The organism is Actinomycetota bacterium (assembly GCA_040905475.1).
In the GTDB taxonomy this organism is placed as follows: Bacteria; Actinomycetota; AC-67; order AC-67; family AC-67; genus DATFGK01.
Map to the genome: position 1 here is coordinate 19,626 of JBBDRM010000072.1, position 15,949 is coordinate 35,574.

General features: G+C 68.5%; 12 protein-coding genes. 4 read left to right on the plus strand and 8 right to left on the minus strand.

Annotation, left to right across the window (positions count from 1 at the left end):
• Positions 1-152: 152 nt before the first annotated feature.
• The 3 genes from add to WEB06_07350 form a co-directional block, all read right to left on the minus strand.
• The gene (add, locus tag WEB06_07340; protein ID MEX2555427.1) at positions 153-1,145 is read right to left on the minus strand and encodes an adenosine deaminase; all 993 of its coding nucleotides are present in this window, start codon (positions 1,143-1,145) and stop codon (positions 153-155) included.
• An 8-nt stretch (positions 1,146-1,153) separates the two neighbouring features.
• Complete coding sequence (locus WEB06_07345; protein ID MEX2555428.1) at positions 1,154-2,611, minus strand: ABC transporter substrate-binding protein; 1,458 nt, start codon at positions 2,609-2,611, stop codon at positions 1,154-1,156.
• A gap of 138 nt (positions 2,612-2,749) precedes the next feature.
• Positions 2,750-4,666: a hypothetical protein gene (locus tag WEB06_07350; GenBank protein ID MEX2555429.1), complete on the minus strand. Its 1,917-nt coding sequence runs from the start codon at positions 4,664-4,666 to the stop codon at positions 2,750-2,752.
• Positions 4,667-4,769: 103 nt separating this feature from the next.
• Here WEB06_07350 and WEB06_07355 point away from each other — a divergent pair, with 103 nt between their 5' ends.
• Entirely contained in the window at positions 4,770-5,696 is a 927-nt protein-coding gene (locus tag WEB06_07355) for a nucleoside hydrolase (GenBank protein MEX2555430.1), read from the plus strand.
• A 5-nt stretch (positions 5,697-5,701) separates the two neighbouring features.
• Here WEB06_07355 and WEB06_07360 read toward each other — a convergent pair whose 3' ends face one another.
• The 3 genes from WEB06_07360 to WEB06_07370 form a co-directional block, all read right to left on the minus strand.
• Entirely contained in the window at positions 5,702-6,703 is a 1,002-nt protein-coding gene (locus WEB06_07360; GenBank protein ID MEX2555431.1) for a nucleoside hydrolase, read from the minus strand.
• An 8-nt stretch (positions 6,704-6,711) separates the two neighbouring features.
• Complete coding sequence (locus tag WEB06_07365; protein MEX2555432.1) at positions 6,712-9,324, minus strand: NAD-dependent epimerase/dehydratase family protein; 2,613 nt, start codon at positions 9,322-9,324, stop codon at positions 6,712-6,714.
• A 114-nt stretch (positions 9,325-9,438) separates the two neighbouring features.
• Positions 9,439-10,422: a hypothetical protein gene (locus WEB06_07370; protein MEX2555433.1), complete on the minus strand. Its 984-nt coding sequence runs from the start codon at positions 10,420-10,422 to the stop codon at positions 9,439-9,441.
• A 227-nt stretch (positions 10,423-10,649) separates the two neighbouring features.
• Between WEB06_07370 and WEB06_07375 the strand changes: the two genes are divergently transcribed.
• The 3 genes from WEB06_07375 to WEB06_07385 all read left to right on the plus strand — a co-directional run bounded on the left by WEB06_07375 (position 10,650) and on the right by WEB06_07385 (position 13,379).
• Positions 10,650-12,143, plus strand: a complete 1,494-nt coding sequence (locus WEB06_07375; protein ID MEX2555434.1) for a long-chain fatty acid--CoA ligase — start codon at positions 10,650-10,652, stop codon at positions 12,141-12,143.
• 139 nt (positions 12,144-12,282) lie between these two features.
• A complete protein-coding gene (locus WEB06_07380) occupies positions 12,283-12,960 on the plus strand; it encodes a DUF433 domain-containing protein (GenBank protein ID MEX2555435.1) in 678 nt (225 codons plus the stop codon).
• The gene (locus tag WEB06_07385) at positions 12,957-13,379 is read left to right on the plus strand and encodes a DUF5615 family PIN-like protein (protein MEX2555436.1); all 423 of its coding nucleotides are present in this window, start codon (positions 12,957-12,959) and stop codon (positions 13,377-13,379) included. Before WEB06_07380 ends, WEB06_07385 begins: the two co-directional genes overlap by 4 nt.
• Positions 13,380-13,416: 37 nt before the next feature.
• Here the strand turns inward: WEB06_07385 and WEB06_07390 are convergent, their stop codons facing one another.
• Positions 13,417-14,604: an acyl-CoA dehydrogenase family protein gene (locus WEB06_07390; protein MEX2555437.1), complete on the minus strand. Its 1,188-nt coding sequence runs from the start codon at positions 14,602-14,604 to the stop codon at positions 13,417-13,419.
• Positions 14,605-14,608: 4 nt separating this feature from the next.
• Positions 14,609-15,949, minus strand: a 1,341-nt coding sequence (locus WEB06_07395; GenBank protein ID MEX2555438.1) for a PEP-utilizing enzyme, incomplete at its 5' end; no start/stop codon positions are given.

The window sequence follows — 15,949 nt, forward strand, 5'->3', positions numbered from 1 at the left end:
CCCCCCCCCCCCCCCCCCCCCCACGCCGGGCAGGAGGTCGTCGGGCAGCACGGTCTCCGCGTGACGCGCTTCCTGATCCGCCTGCCGGCGGGCCTCCTCCTCAAGGACCGTCGCGGCCAGGGCCGCCGGCTCGGCGACGGTGCGCGAACGCGTCATCCGACCTCGGCCGGCTGCAGTGCGAGCCACGCTTCGATCCCGGCGAGCATGCGCGCCTTCGTCTCGGCGGTCGCTCCCGATGCATGGACGCTCGTCCGGGCGATGGCGGCGAGGTCGTCGTCGCTCAGTCCGAAGGTGCGCCGAACGATCTCGTATTCGTTGCCGGCGCCCGACCCGAACTGCAGCGGGTCGTCGGCGTTGATCGTGACCGGCACCCCGGCGGCCAGCATCCGCGCGATCGGATGGGAGCCGATGTCGGCCGCCACCCCGAGCCGGACGTTGGATGTCGGGCACACATCGCACGTGATCTTCTCGTCGGCCAGCCGGCGCAGGACGGCCGGGTCCTCCACCGCCCTCACCCCGTGAGCGATCCGATCGGCGCCGAGGAGGTCGATCGCCGCCTCGACCGAGTCCGCGCCCGCCATCTCGCCGGCGTGAGGGACGCTGAGCAGTCCCGCCTCTCGCGCGACGGCGAACGCCCGTGCGAACGGCTGCGGCGGGAAGGGTGCCTCGCTGCCGGCCAGGCCGAACGCGACGATCCCGTCCCCAGCGTGCTCTGCGGCGAACCGGGCCGAGTCCTCGGCCACTTCGGGGGGCAGGTCCCGCAGTGCGGCAACCTGGAAGCGCACCTCGACCCCGAGCTCCTCCGCGGCGCCGAAGGTCGCTTCGCGGATGGACGCGAAAACCTCGTCGGGCGATCCCAGCTTGGCCCACACGAGCGGGGCGATGATCGCCTCCGTGTAGAGGCATCCCTGTGCGGCTTCGTCCTCGACGAACTCCCGGCAGATCCTCGTCAGATCCTCCAGCGTGGATATCGCGAGGAAGCCGGCGACCATCTCCCCGAGGAAGCTCGGCCAGTCGGTGCACGTCCCGAAGGAAGTACCGGTCAGGCCGGCCCGGCCGGCGAGCTCGGCCATGGTTTCCGGGCGGGCGGCTCCGTCGAGGTGGATGTGGAGGTGGGCCTTCGGGAGGGTGACGGCCGATCGCATGAGGCGTCCTAATACCGGAGGTCTCGGAATCCGCTCACGTGCAGGTAGCACTTACAGGCGAACGACCACCGAACGGTACGGATCTGGTCCCCGGCGCCGAGCTTTCCCGGCCCCAAGGATCCTCGCCCCGAGTTGGCGATCGTCACCGGCCCGAGGGCCTGGAAGGCGGCCGCGAGCCGGTCGCGCGTCAGCGTGACCCCCGCCCGCAAAGCCGCGTCCTGGAAGAGCTCCACGATCGTGCACTGCTGCATGATGAGCTGGTTCTCGGTGGTTCCGCGCGCGATGTTCTTGCCGGTTGCCTTGTTGTAGGTCGCCCGGCACTGAGCGTCGAAGGCGGGTTCCGGCAATCCGGCTCGCGCCTCGCCGGTCCGGAGCGTGGTGAACCCGATCGTGCCGTCGAAGGACTGCGGCATCCGCTCCGCATAAGCGTCGTACGACGAGAACGAGTGATCGGAGACGTAGTACGTCGGGAAGTACTGTTGAGCCTCCGCGTTCTGTACGAAGCTCGGGCCCTGCGTCGCTCCCGACATGATGATGACGACCTCGACGTTCTTGCGGTCCATCTCCGCCACTTCAACGGGGATCTGGGCGTTCTGTGTCCCCGAGTTGATGGCGAGCTCCGTGCGGTGCGTGATCGAGTACCCGAGCAGCTTAAGGGTCGCGACGAACGCATCGATCCCCGGCTTACTGTCGGGATAGGAGTCGCCGAACACTCCGATCCGCTTGCCCTTGAGCGCGCCGCTCTGGTGCAGCTCCCAGGCGAAGCTACGGTCGAAACGCTGAAGGCCGGGGCCGATCGTGACGAGATATCCGCCCGCCGCGGCGGCGTACTCGTCCGGGACGCCGGGCTGCCGTATGAACGGCGTTCGGTTCTGCTGGGCGATGCACAGCATCGGCGGCCCGAGGAACACGCCTCCGTCGAAGACGGCGAACACCTTCTGGTCCTGGGTCATGTAGATGCACGCGCTGTTGCGGTCGCTCTCGTCGAGCAGGTCGTACGTGCGGAAGACGGGGACGATCTTGCGGCCGAGGATCCCGCCGCCTGCGTTGATCCGGTTGAAGTAGACGCGGAACTGCTCCTCGACGTCGCCGGCGTTGACGCTGATGTTGATCGCGCTCAGCCCGGCGACGTCCGGGACGAGGACGCCGAGCTTGATGCTGCTCGCCGTGACCCCCCGGTCCGTCACGGCGAGCGGCCCGCCGGGCGATCCGGGCCGACCCGTCGTCGGTCCTCCTGGACCGGGCGAGACCGGCCCGAGACCGGTTGGGCTCAAGCCGGGCAACGGGCTTTCCGAGGCAACGCCCGTCGCGGTGGGGAAGGCGGTCGGCGATGTTCCGAAATCGCCCGACGGCCCCGAGGCCGTCGGGATCGGGTCGGCGACGACGAAGGGGAGCGCCATCCCGGCGGCGAGGGTTCCGAGCACGACGGCGCTCAGGAGCAGGAACGTGCCTCGCCGGGTTCGCAAGGGTGCCGGAGTGGGTCGCATCCGCCTCGGGCTGGCCCCGCCTCCTGTGGTAAACGATTACCGAATCGAAACCGTACAATTATCTATCGACTATCGTCAAGGGTAGGATTCTCCGCGGATGCCACCGGGTCCTGCAGGTCAGCGGGGGACGAGTTCGAGGTGAAGGCGTCGGTCACCGGGCACCTGGAGGTGGAGCCGCCCGTCCTCGTCCGCTCGGCGAACCAGCGGTTCGCCGAGTCCCTGCAAGGCGTAGGAGCGCCCCGCGCCGAGACGGCCGAAGGAAACCTCGACCGCGGCACTCGGATCAGGGCCGGGAGCGATCACGAGCTGGAGCGACGAGCCCGTCCAGACGGCTCGAGGGACGACGACTCGCGGATAAGGAGCGGACTCTAGCTCCGGCGTCGTCTCGGCCGAAGCCACCCGCCGATGGGCCGCGGCGAGCCCGCCTTCGGTGCCCATGAGCGCCATGAACGTGAGCGCGTTGGAGACGACCGTGCCGGGCGCCGGCCACGCTCCATCCGGCGTGAGCATCTCCTCGAGAGATGCCTGGAGCCCCCGCGCTGTTTCCTCGTCCCCGATCTCTCGCGCGTACAGGAGCACCGTGGCGTAGGGCAGGGCCGGATTGGGGCGGCCGTAGCTGGTGTCGAGCGTGTCGATCCTGCGCAAGCGAAGCCGCGTCTTCCCTTCGCCGTCGAGGAATGTGCAGGGTTTCACCTGCTTGGCGTAGTGCTCCTCGGCGAGATCGCGCGCGAACGGCGCCATGAAGGCTCCCGTTCCGGCCTGGCCGTTCAGCGCCAGCATGTAGCTGAGCGGATATCCGATACCGAAGACGTTGTGACGGGACAGAGCGATGGCTCCCTCGCGACCGATGAAGAATCGGAACGCCTCGAGGAATCGCTCGATCGCCCATGAGTGGTCCTGTCCGTGAACGCGATCGCCCAGCATGATGGCCCGGAGTGAGAACGTCTGGCAGGCGGGGAACGCCCAGCCCGGCTGACACGGGATGGCCCCGAGCGGGCTCGTGGCGTGCTGCTCGGCGAGGCGATCGACGATATCGATGTGGTTCCAGCCGAACGTGCGCTTGCCGTCCGTTACCGAGTATCCCCCCGGCTCGTCGAATCGATGGTCGCCACTCAGAGCCTCGTACATCCCGATGATGTCGGCGACGTAGCCCGAATACATGACGTTCTCTTCGATGAAGGGGTCGGGATCGAGCCGGAAAGCGCCGGCAAGGTTGTTCCTGCGCCAGTAGTTCCACACGCGATGATCGCGGCAGCGTTCCGCCAGGTTCCGGATCGATGTCGCTGCCGCCTCCCGGTATGCAGGCGTCAACCGGTTCTGCGCGATGTACAAACTCCATGCGGAGAGAACGCTTTGGTATCGAAGCGCGCCGTCGGTAGCCTCGCCTCCTTCGCTGAAAGCGGTCCAGTCGTCGATGGGCCGGTGTCCGAAATCGAGGAATCGACGGAGGAACTGCTCTTGCAGAGTGGTGGTCACTTCCGCCGGACGCCGGTTGGAGATTGCAGCGGATGGGGGCGGTATGGCGGGCTCGCGAACCGACGTTTGCGCACGCAGAGCGCGGAAGCGTCGACGTTTCGCCTCGCGGCGCCACGTCGCGAGCCCGCGTCCGACGAGGATGAGTCCGAGCGCTGCGCCGGCCCCCGCGAACAGGCTCCACCAGGTTCCGGCGGCTGCGTGCCACACGGCGGCGCCGATCACAACGGGCGGCAGCCATCCGTCCTCCCGGAAGATCCACCGAACCGCAGCGAAGACGGCGACGAGCAGGAAGAGCGACCCGGCGACCCACCCACCCTGAACGAACTGCGCGAGGCCGGGGATGGGCGCGGACAGTGGCGCGACCCACGGGGTGTCCCTGCCGTGTTCAACCGCAGCGGCGATGCCGACCGCTCCGCACGCGCCGGGGACAAGGTAAAGGAGTGTCCATGCCGCCCATCGGCGCGAGCTGAGCGGGAGGGCGTGGGCGAGATCGATGCGCGTCGAGTCGTCAGCGCGGTGTTCCGGTCGAGCGCGTCGCGACGCCTGTTTGATCGACACGGGCTCCCCATACTCCTGCTCGAAGGCTTCTTTGGGAAAACGTTTTCCGTGCGGATACAGTACCTCCGTTCGTTTCGAAGGGTCAAGAGATCGAGGGTCACGGATGATGAAACGGCCGGTGGTCTTGGACTGCTATCCGGGCCACGACGACGTCGTGGCGATCCTGTTGGCGCATCGATTCACCGACCTGCGAGCAGTCACGACGGTGAGCGGGAATGCTCCGCTGGATCGAACGACCCACAATGCTCTCGTCGCGCTGTCGTTGCTCGGCGCGGATGTGCCGGTCAGTCCTGGTGCCTCCCGGCCGCTCGTGGTGGAGCCGTATCACTTCCCCCAGATCCACGGTGACTCCGGGCTCGCGGGACCCGATCTTCCCGACCCCAGGCGCGGGCCCGAGACGATGAACGCCGTGGAATGTCTGCTCGCCGAGTCCCGAACGACCGACGGATTGTGGATCGTCGCGACGGGGCCGCTCACGAACGTTGCCCTCGCCCTTCGAGCCGATCCGGCGCTCGGCCGCCGTCTGGGCGGCATCTCGATCATGGGGGGCGGGCTGGACTTCGGGAACGTCACACCGGGCGCCGAGTACAACATCTGGGCCGACCCTGAGGCCGCGGCGGTCGTGTTCGAATCCGGCGTTCCGCTCGTGATGTGTCCGCTCGACGTGACGCATCGCGTCCTCGTTGGAGCCGAGTTCATCGCTCGCGTCGCCGCGGCGGGGACGGCCCTGGCGCGCTTCATGGCCGACCTATTCGGCCATTTCGCCGAGGCCTACGCGGAGGTGTTCTTCGAGGACGCCCTCGGCCCCTTGCACGATCCGTGCGCTGTGCTCGCGCTCACCCACCCCGAACTCTTCGAATTCCGCGAGTTCGCGATCGAGGTCCTGACCGGCGGAGCAGGCCGCGGGATGACCGTCGCCGACCGCCGGGGAGTGAAGGGCGCTCGCCGACCGAATGCGAGCGTAGCTGTGGGCGTGAAGGCCTCAGACATCTTGGATATCGTCGCCGATTCCATCGTAGTGCTGGGATAGCGGGATCAGCGGCCGAACAGTTCGTTGAGGCGCGCGCGGAACCCGTCCACGTCGGCCCCCAAGGCGACGCGCCAGGGATGCTTCCCGGCGAAGAATGCCTCCTGCGCCAGCCCGAGGAGATCCGCGGGGATGCTTCCCGACGCCAGAGAGCGAGCCCGGAAATCCACGACGGTCATTCCCCACGCCGCGCCGCCCCCGGTATCGACGTTCACCGGAAGCACCTCGGTGATGAGGAGCTCGGGGTGCGCGACGGCCATGAGTGCCAGGGCGTCGTGACACGGCACCGTCCCGTCTTCGCTCACCATCGACTGGATCCGATGGTACGTCCGCAGCGGATCGGCCATGAACGCCGCGGCGGGAGTGCGGCGCTCGGCGACAAGGTCGAGCTCTCGAGCGCCCATCGTGGCCTGATGCGTCGCATCCAATCCCACCATGGTCGGTGGCCTGGGCCACGATGCGGCGACGGTCTCCGCCGCGGCCGTCGGATCCTTCGCGACGTTGAACTCGCTGGTCGCGGTCACGTTGCCGGGCATCTGCGCGGCTCCTCCCATCACCACGAGATCCCTCACCCGTCCGGCGAGTGACGGTTCCGAGCGCAGCGCGAGCGCCACGTTGGTGAAAGGTCCGACGGCGACGAGCGTGAGCTCTCCCGGCCGAGCATCGACGAGCCGCAGGATCAGCTCGATCGCAGGTTCCGTCGTGGGGTCGAGGGCCGCGTCCGGGATGCCCGCGTCGCCCAAGCCGTCGGAGCCGTGAACGGGCAGGTCGCCGGGGATCGCCGGGCCCGGCCCGAGCGGCTGATCGGCGCCGATCGAGAAGGGGATGTCGCTACGACCGGCGGCCTTCAGCACCTTGGCGACGTTGCGGGCGGCCTGCGCCGCGTTCACGTTGCCGGCGACGCACGTGATCGCCACGATCTCGATGGCCGGCGAGGTCAGTCCGAACCAGAGCGCGGCGCAGTCGTCGACGCCTCCGTCGGTATCCAGGATCACCGGGATGGGGTCCATCGCCGGTTTCAGTCGATCGCCCGCACGACGCCGGTGCCGCCGTCGACCTCGACGGTCTGGCCGGTCCGCAGCCGGAGCGTCGCGGTGTTGGTCTGCACGACGCACGGGATGCCGAACTCGCGCGCCACGACCGCGGCGTGCGAGAGCTGCCCACCCATGTCGGTGACCACGGCGGCGGCATAGCCGAACAGCGGCGTCCATCCCGTGTCGGTCAGCTTCGCCACCAGCACCTCGCCGGGCTGGAGGTCGTCGGCGGTGCCCGATCGAAGGATCCGAACGACGCCGCGGGTCACGCCCGAGGAAGCCGGGATCCCGGGCAGTTCCTCGCCGGCTCGCAGCGGCTCGACGTCCGCCGTCTGCGCCTCCCAGTGACCGGTGAACGTGATCGGCATCGAAAGCCCCGCGAGCCGTTCGCGTTCCGCCCGGCGGCGAGCCACGATCTCCCTCACGTTCGCCGGCGGCTCCGTCGCCTGATCGAGCGTGAGGTAGTAGACGTCGCCCGGATCGTCGAGCACCCCGTCGCGTGCGAGGCGACGCCCGCGCTCGCGGGCGGCCAGCCGGTACTGATGGGTCATCGCCATCGCCGCGTCGCGGCCGCGCTCCCGCGTCCGCTGGAAGTGATGACCGATCTTCGACATCGCGCGCACGCTCGCGCGGAGCCGCACTACCGGCGGCGTGGAACGCTCGGGCGCGTCGAGATGCTTGGCGACCGAGTCGATCAATAGCTCGGGCGCGTCGCCGAACATGAGGCTCGACAGCTCCGTCTCCCAGGGGCCCCGATGGCCGTGCCGCGCGATCGCGACGTCGACCAGTCGCGCGAACGCCGGTGCCGAGGCCCTGATCTCCGCGAGCGCCTCGCCGGGACGGCGCGACCGGAGCACCTCCGCCACCGCGGGATCCTTCCGAGCCTTCGCGGCGAGTCGCTGCACGGCGAGCAGCGCGCCGGCGCTGGCGAGCCGGTCGCGTCCGCCGCGGATCGAGACGGCGACCGAGCTGCCGGCCTTCTTCTCGATCGCGCCGAAGACGGCTGCGGCCCAGGCGCTCGCCGTCGCGGCCAGACCCCAGGCGTGGACGACCATGTCGTGCATGAGCCCGAGCCGCGCGACGAGCCGCTCGTCGGGGAGCGAGGCCAGGTCGGCGACGCTCATCACCAGGCCGGGGATCTGCCGCTCGAACCGGCCGATCTCCCTCGCGTAGTAGCCGAGTCGCGGCACGACGCGGCCGGCCGTCCGGAGGGCCTGCGACCTCGAGGCGGCGGGAGTTTCCGCCTTGATCTCGGCCCCGCCGAACATCAGCTCGTTCCACGCCTCCGGGTCGTAGCCCGGCATCTGCTGCGCCATCTCGTGGATCACCGAGAGGTTCGCGTAGACGGCGTGACCGAACAGGCCGGTCGAACGGTGCCACAGGTGGCTCCGGAGCGGTTCCCGGATCCCGATCACGTGCCCGGTCATCTCGGCGGCGGCGCGCATGCTCCGCACCCCAACCTCGAGCGACATCGGCGTAAGGGGACCGGGGAACGCCTCCGAGGTGTTGGCGGCGGTGTAGGTCGCGTACCGGGGGTCCACCAGGTTGTCGAACTCGCCGGCCACCCCCGGCGGCGCGGCGGCGACCATGTCGGTGCCGTCCGGCGGCGGAGTCTCGATGGGGATCCGCGTGACGGGGTACTTCGTGCGCCACGGCAGCTCGACCCGGCGCCGGCCCAGGTACCGGAACCAGCTCGTCGACCGCGCGAAGTCCTGCACACACTCGGCCGTGGTGTAGCCGCACCGGAACCCCCACTCCTCGCGGAGGACGGCCGTGTCGACCACCGGCATGAAGCGCAGGGTCTGGTACGCGGCCGGGTCGACCTCGGCGAGGTTGTACTTCCACATCGCGTCGAGCGCCCGCTTGAGCGCCGACTCGCTCACCACCGCGACGCGTTTCCCCATCAGCCGGCCGACCTCCGCCATCGGGAGCACGTCGTCGGCGGCAAGGTTGACCGGTCCGGTGCGGTCGCTCGACACGGCTTCGGCGAAGAAGCGGCCGATGTCCTCCGGGTGGAGGAGCTGCATCCGGCCGGGATCGCCACGAACCTGGACGAGCGCAGGCGTCGCGAACATCCGCATCCCGACGTTGTCGACCTCGCGACCGAGCACGACCGACGCGCGGACCAGCACCGCCGGTGCGCCGCTCGCGATGATCATCTTCTCCGCGGCGGCCTTGTTGCTCGCGTAGATCTGCTCGGGCGGCGGCCGCAAGGGATCCGTCTCCTTCAGGGCCGCCGGGTTGTCGGGCAGCGCACCGTACGCGGTGACCGACGACGCGAACACCAAACGGCCGCAGCCGGTCCGAGCCATCGCGTCGAGCACGTTCTGCGTGCCGTCGATGTCGATCTCGTGGTGATCCTCGACGCGGCGCGAAGGAGTCACCGTCCACGCGAGGTGAACCACCGCGTCGCAGCCGGCCATCGACTTCTCGACCTTGGCGCCGTCGCGGATGTCCGCCGAGACGAACTCGACGCCGCTGGGGAGGTTCACCGGCCGGCTCCGCGAGAGCGCGACGACGTCGTGGCCCCTCTGCCAGAGACGGTGCGTGACGTCGCGTCCGAAAACGCCGGAGGCGCCCGTGACCAGGATCCTCATCGCCCCATCCCTCACCCGCTACAGGTCGCGATCGTTCGCGCTCAGCGCGAAAAGTGTAATTAGTTTAACTGTAAGTGGCAAGGGCCGATCAGCGCAGGTCAGGCGCTCGCGCACTCACATCGCGCCCGGAACGCGATCCTCGCGGATGCGATCGGGGAACGTCTCCTGCCACGCGAACCATCGGCGCGGCGTGCGCGTGTCCCCCACACGCCGGGTCCACCCTGTCTGCGCCAGATACCCGCGCCGCGACGCGGAGAAATCCCCGAGCCGGCCGTCGGGATCGGCGATCCACTCCCATTCCTGGCCGCCGGCGCGGAAGAGGATGCGCGCCGCCCAGTCGTCCGCGTCTACGTCGACGCCGCCATCGACATCGGTGGTCACCAGGATCGGCCCCTCGTCGTTCGCGATGACGGCGAACGCGAAGTTCTTCCTGCCGAACGCGAGGTGACCCCACTCCAGGGAACCGTCCTCGTACTCGGTCGCGAACGAGCCCCAGACATGCTCGAGGTCTTCGAAGATCACGCTCTCGCGCCAGTCGATCCCGCTCGGCATGTAGCTCTGGTCGAAGAGGGTGAATCCGCGCACCGGCTTCCCCAGGATCGTGCCCTCCGCCCGGTAGAGCTGGGACGCGTAGAACGCCGACTCGGTGCGGTCCGGCATGTAAACCTGGAACCCCGGGCCGCCGATCGTCGCTTCGATGGACATGATGTCCCCCTCGGACCACTCCATCGAGGTGTCGCTCACGCGCAACGCGAACGGCTGCTCGCCGGGCATCGGTTGTCCTTCGTAGGCGTGCACGTCGGGATCGATCCGGCGGGTGATCGCTCCCCGCGCGGCGCGAACCGAAGCCGGGTCGACGCGGAGCTGGCCGTCGCGCACGGCCATGAGCCCGAGCCCCGAGGTCAGCGGCCCGACGAGCTTTCGGTACAGCCCGTACAGGTTCCCGGTCTCGTCGCGCAGCGCCCCGTAGGCCCAGATCCCTTGCAACGGCAGCCCGAAACGGGTCGCCTGCGGGTGCATGTCCTCGAGCCGCGGCGTGTAGACGTCGACCAGCGGCCGGAAGCCGAAATCTCCTCGGAAACGATGTGATGCGCTCATAGACGATGGCTCCTGGACGGCCGGCCTCGGGCTTGGCCATGGGGGTCAGCAGGCTAAAAAATAGCACTCGTTCAGCCTTTTCAGTAATGATGAAGTCCCTTGATCGGGCCGCCTTTCCGGCCGGCTCGAGCGCCTTGACCGGCCAACGGTGAGAAAAGTATAATTAGTTTAACTGTACGGGCCGGAGCGGCGATTTGGCGTCGCGCGCGCCGTCAAAGGGGTGGCTGGTGCTGAAGTCGTCTTCCGACGGAACCGTACGGAGCCCGGCGGTATTGCTGACTGCCCGGGCCGGCGTGGAACTGCCGATGGTCGTCGAGGATGGCGGCTCTACCTGGACGTTCCAGAAGCTTGCGGCGGCGGCGGCCGCGGTCGCGCAGGACATCGGGCCGCTCCCCGCAGACGCGCGCGTCGCGCTCACCGCTCCCAACGGAGCCGCGTTCCTGGCCTCGCTCGGCGGCGTCTGGCTCGCCGGCGGTGTTCCGGCGCTGGTGTCCTCCGCGCTCCCCGAGCACGAACGCGCCGGCCTGCTCGAGGTGCTGTCGCCCGCACTGGTGGTCGCGACGGCCGAGCTCGGGCTCGACCCGGACGTGGCCTTGGACGAAGAACGCCTCTTCACGTCGGACGCCGCCGTTCCCGAGGCGCCGCTCGCGCGGCTGGATGCTCCGGCTCTGATCCTGTTCACCTCCGGCACGACCGGACGCCCGAAAGGCGTCGTGTACAGCATGCGGATGGCGTGGGGGCTCATCGACCGCATCGCCGCCCACGCGGTGGATCCCGACGCGTTGCCGAGGCCGGTCGCGGCGCCGCCCCGTCAGGTGACGGCGACGCCGATGGCGCACATGGCCGGCATCTTCGGGACCCTGTTCTCGCTGTGGCGCGGCCGGGGGATCATCTCGGTGCGGCGCTTCGAGCCCCGTCGTTTCGCCGAGCTCGTGCGCGCCCATCACGTGACCAACCTTGCGCTGACCCCGACGATGATGCGGATGCTGCTCGACGCTGAAGTCGGCGATCTCGCGCCGCCGGCGAAGATCGTTACGACCGGCGCCGCTCCGGTGCCGCCGGCCCTCCGCGAGGAATTCGAGACGCGTTTCGGCATCCCGGTGCAGATCTCGTACGGGCAGACCGAGACCGGAGTGATCGCCTTCGAGCAGATCGCCGATCTGCGCGACGGGAGACGACACGCGCCGGGACTCGTCGGACGTGTGGTTCCCGGCATCGAGCTGCAGATCCGCGGCGCGGCGGGCCGCGTCCTCCCCCCCGACGGCGAGGGAGAGATCTGGGTCCGTGGGGGTGACGTCTCGCCGAGCCTCATCGGGACCGACGACTCGCGGCTCGACGCCGACGGCTGGCTCGCCACCGGGGATGTCGGCAGCCTCGACGCGGACGGCTACCTCACGATCACCGGACGGGCGAGAGAGGTCATCATCCGCGGCGGCTTCAATGTGGTCCCCGTCGAGGTTGAGCGCGAGCTCATCGAGCACCCTGCGATCGCCGAGGCGGCGGTCGTCGGTATCCCCGACGGCCGCTTGGGAGAAGTTCCGCACGCGTGGGTGCGGCTGGCGCCGGGGACCGAAGCGACCGCCGAGGAGTTGACCCGGTGGTTGCGTGAGCGGCTCGCCCACTACAAGGTGCCCGTCGAGTTCTGGTTCGTGGACGATTTCGACCGCACCGAGACCGGCAAGATCCGCAAGCAGGTTCTGGTCGCGACCCTCGCCGTTTAGCCTCGATTTCAGGAACCCACCTCGTTTGGTCTGCTGAAGATCGCTAGCTTGGTGATCCGGATCACCTTGCTACGCAACGCCTGTCTTACCAAGACTGTCGTCTTCGGCGATTAGGATTAAGCTTGTCGAGGGGGGTCGCGTGGACATCGGCAGGACACTCGTACCGTTGGGCAAGGGCGCCTTCTCAGTCCCCACTACTTGTCGCATCCTGCAACCCGGTATGACACCCCGCAAGGTCCACTATTGGCTTGACACCCAGCTCATCGGGGAACCCATCTACAAGGGCTCTCCTGGGCGACCCACGATCCTCTCTTTCCAACAGTTGCTTAAGATTGCGATCGTCCAGCGCCTGCGCGATGAGTTCCAAGTGTCTCTCCCTCGGGTGCGTGAGGCGTTTGCTTGGCTGCTGGATCGTCAGTTCGCTGACGATTGGCGTGAGCTCAGGTTCACACGGGGCACAGATGGAAGAGTGGTGGTGTCCTCTGGCCTGGAATCGATAGCAATTCCTGGCGCACAGGGCGTGCTCGATAGCGTCCTGCCGGACCTGACCAAACACACCAAGGCGATCCGCCGCGCATGGGAAAGTGGTGCGCTCGTCATCCCTCGTCGGCCGACGCTTGTCTCCAACGTCCGCGTTTTGGCCGGATCTCCCACAATCTCGGGAACTCGGATTGAGACTGCCATCATCGCTTCGTTCGCCGATGGGCTGACGGCGGACAAGTCAACAATCCTAGAGATCCGTAGGAACTACCCGGGCCTCGCTGTTTCGGCTATTCGACAGGCGCTCGAATTCGAAAGCGTCCGTCTTGTTGCGTGAAGTTCTTATTGGATGAGCAGCTCTCCGACCGTACGGTCCGCTCTCTTGCCGCACTGGAGGCAGCGGACTTCGAGCACATCCTTGAGTCCCAGGCTCCTGGTACTGCGGATGAAGCGATTCCTGGCCTTTGCAGGAGCCGACACGCTGACGCGCTGATCACCGTCAACGTAAAAGACTTCGGAGCAAAGAAGCTCTTGTACGAGGCCCTACTCGCTGAGGGTGTGTCTGTGGTGGTCCTCCGGCCAGGACGAATGAAGATGGATCCCTTGGGCCAGACGCGCCTGATTCTGGATCATCTGCGCCGCATTCAAACGTTACTTGAAGATGCCGACGAACCAACACTCATCGTAGTGACGCCGTCGGAGGCTCGTGCGCGGCAGTTGGACGACTTGATTTCAGAGTTCGAGGGGAAGAACTAAGGCGTCAAGGCCGGTGACCGCAGCTGAGTACCGACATCTACGCGCGGTCCCGATCGGTGGGAAGACCGAGCACCCGCTCCGCGATGATGTTCCGCTGGATCTCCGCCGTCCCCGTTCCGATCGTGCTCGCGCGCGTGCGGAGGTAGCCGCGCTGCCACCGGCCCTTCTCGAGAGCGTGCGGCGAGCCCCGTGAGAGGAGGCCCTGCGGTCCCTGCAGGCGCATCGCGGTCGAGTGGAGGCGCTGCTCGAAGAGACTCACGAACAGCCGGGCGATCGAGCTCTGCGGCCCCGGCTCGCCGTCGCGGAGGATCGCCGACAGGCTCCGGAAGCCGTTGTACTTCATGATCGACACGTCGACGAGCGCTCGCGCGAGCTCCTGGCGAACCTCGGGGTCTTGGATCGACGGGTCGCCGTGGTAGCGAGCTTCGCTCGCGTGATGGAAAAGCTCTCGGACGATCCGTTCGTAGCGGATCGTGCTGCCGAGGAATAGCGTGCTCCGCTCGTGCCCGAGGGTGGTGTGCGCGATGCTCCACCCCCGGTTCAACCCGCCGACCAGATTCTCGGCCGGCACTTCGACGTCGGTGAAGGTCACTTCGCAGAACTCCGATTCGCCGCTGATCTGCGTGATCGGCGCGACCTCGATCCCCGGCGACGTCATGTCGATCAGCAGGAAGCTGATCCCGTCGTGCTTCGGCACGTCGAGGTCGGTCCGAACGAGCGCGAACAGCCAGTTCGCGATCTGCGCCCCGCTGGTCCAGATCTTGCGTCCATTCACGACGAACACGCCGTCGCGGAGCTCCGCGCGGGTCTTGAGCGACGCGAGGTCGGAGCCCGCGTTCGGCTCGGAAAAGCCTTGGCACCAATGATGGGTCCCGTCCAGCATCGCCGGCAGGAAGCGTTCCTTCTGCTCGGGGGTGCCGTGCGTGATCAACGTCGGCCCGAGAAGGCCGATACCGATCGCGCCGAGCAACGGCGGCGTACGCCGCAGCGTCATCTCCTCGTGGTAGATCATCTGCTCGACGATGCTCGCGCCGCGCCCGCCGTACTCGGCCGGCCAATGCGGAGCCGCCCACCGCGCGCCGGCGAGCGTCCGTTGCCAGTCGCGCAGGAACTCGAGACGTTCGTTCGGGTCGCGCGGGCCGGGCCCCGGCGGCAGGTTGGCCTCGAGCCACGAGCGAAGCTCGGCGCGAAAAGCGTCCTGTTCGGGCGTGTAGGCGAGATCCATGGCGCTAGTCGAGCGCGCGGATCACGCCAGCGGTACCGTCCACTTCCACCATCTGACCGTCGGCGAGCCGCCGGCTCGCCTCCCGCGTTCCGACGACCGAGGGGACGCCGTACTCGCGCGCCACGACCGCCGCGTGCGACATCATCCCGCCGAGGTCGGTGACGACGGCGGCGACGAAGGAGAACAGCGGCGTCCAGCCGGTGTCGGTCACCTCGGCGACGAGGATCTCGTCCGGCTCGAGCGAGTCGTGCGCCGAGCGCAGCACGCGAACCCGGCCCCGTGCGACCCCCGACGAGGCCGCGAGGCCCGACAGGGTCTCGCCCTGCAGGAGCCGCGCCGGCGACTCCGTCTCGGGCTCCCAGCGTCCGTTGAAGAAAAGCGGGAGACGGATCCCGCGGAGCCGCTCGCGTTCGGTCCGGCGCCGTTCGACGAGCGAGCGTCCGTCCTGCGGCGGATCGAGCAACTCGTCGAAGCTGAGATAGAAGACGTCGGACGGGTCGCCCAATACACCGGACTGCGTCAGTCGCCGCCCACGCTCTCGGGCGGCCAGCCGCAGCGCGTGCGTGATCTTCATCGCCGCGTCGCGCACCTGCTCGCGAAGCTGCATCGATCGCGCCGCGAGCTTCGCGGCGCGGCCCGCGGTTCGCCCGTGCTCGGGGCGACGACCGGCGCTCAGCATCGTCTTCGCGATCGCGTCGACCAGCAGTTCGGGCGCATCGCCGAACGTCGGGTTCTCGAGCTCGGTCTCGCCGGGACCGCGGTGCCCGTGCGCTGCGATCAGCTCGTCGATCGTCGCGGCGAAGTCGGAGGAGGAGGCGCGGATCTCCTTCAGCGCGTCGACGGGGGACTTGCCCTGCAAGGTCTGCGCGACATGCGGGGCGCTTTTCGCGGAAGCCGCGAGCCGCTCGACGCCGAGGAGCATCCTGGCGCTGGTGAGCGCCTCGAGGTCGCGTTGTACGGCGCCGGCCGTGCCGCTCCCGGCCTTCCGCTCGACGAGCCCCACCGCACCGGACGCGATCACGTTGCCGACGCAGGCGACCGTCCATACCTGACAGAGCTCGTCGTGCAGGAGCGACAATCGGGCGACCAGCCGCTCGTCGCTCATCGCTTCGAGCACGTCGGCCCGAGCGTAGAGGCGGTCGGCCTCGGCGACGGCGCGGCGCACCTCGCGGCCGAAGCCGAGGGTGCGCGGCAGGATGCGTCCGATCAGCGGGATCGCCCTCACGGCGTCACGGGGCCCGATCTTCAGCCTGAAGCCCTTCGGGAGCGGGACGCCGAGGAACTGGTTGTCGAACTGCTCGGGCGACGACGCCGGCATGCCGAGCGCCATCTGCCGGGCCGCGGT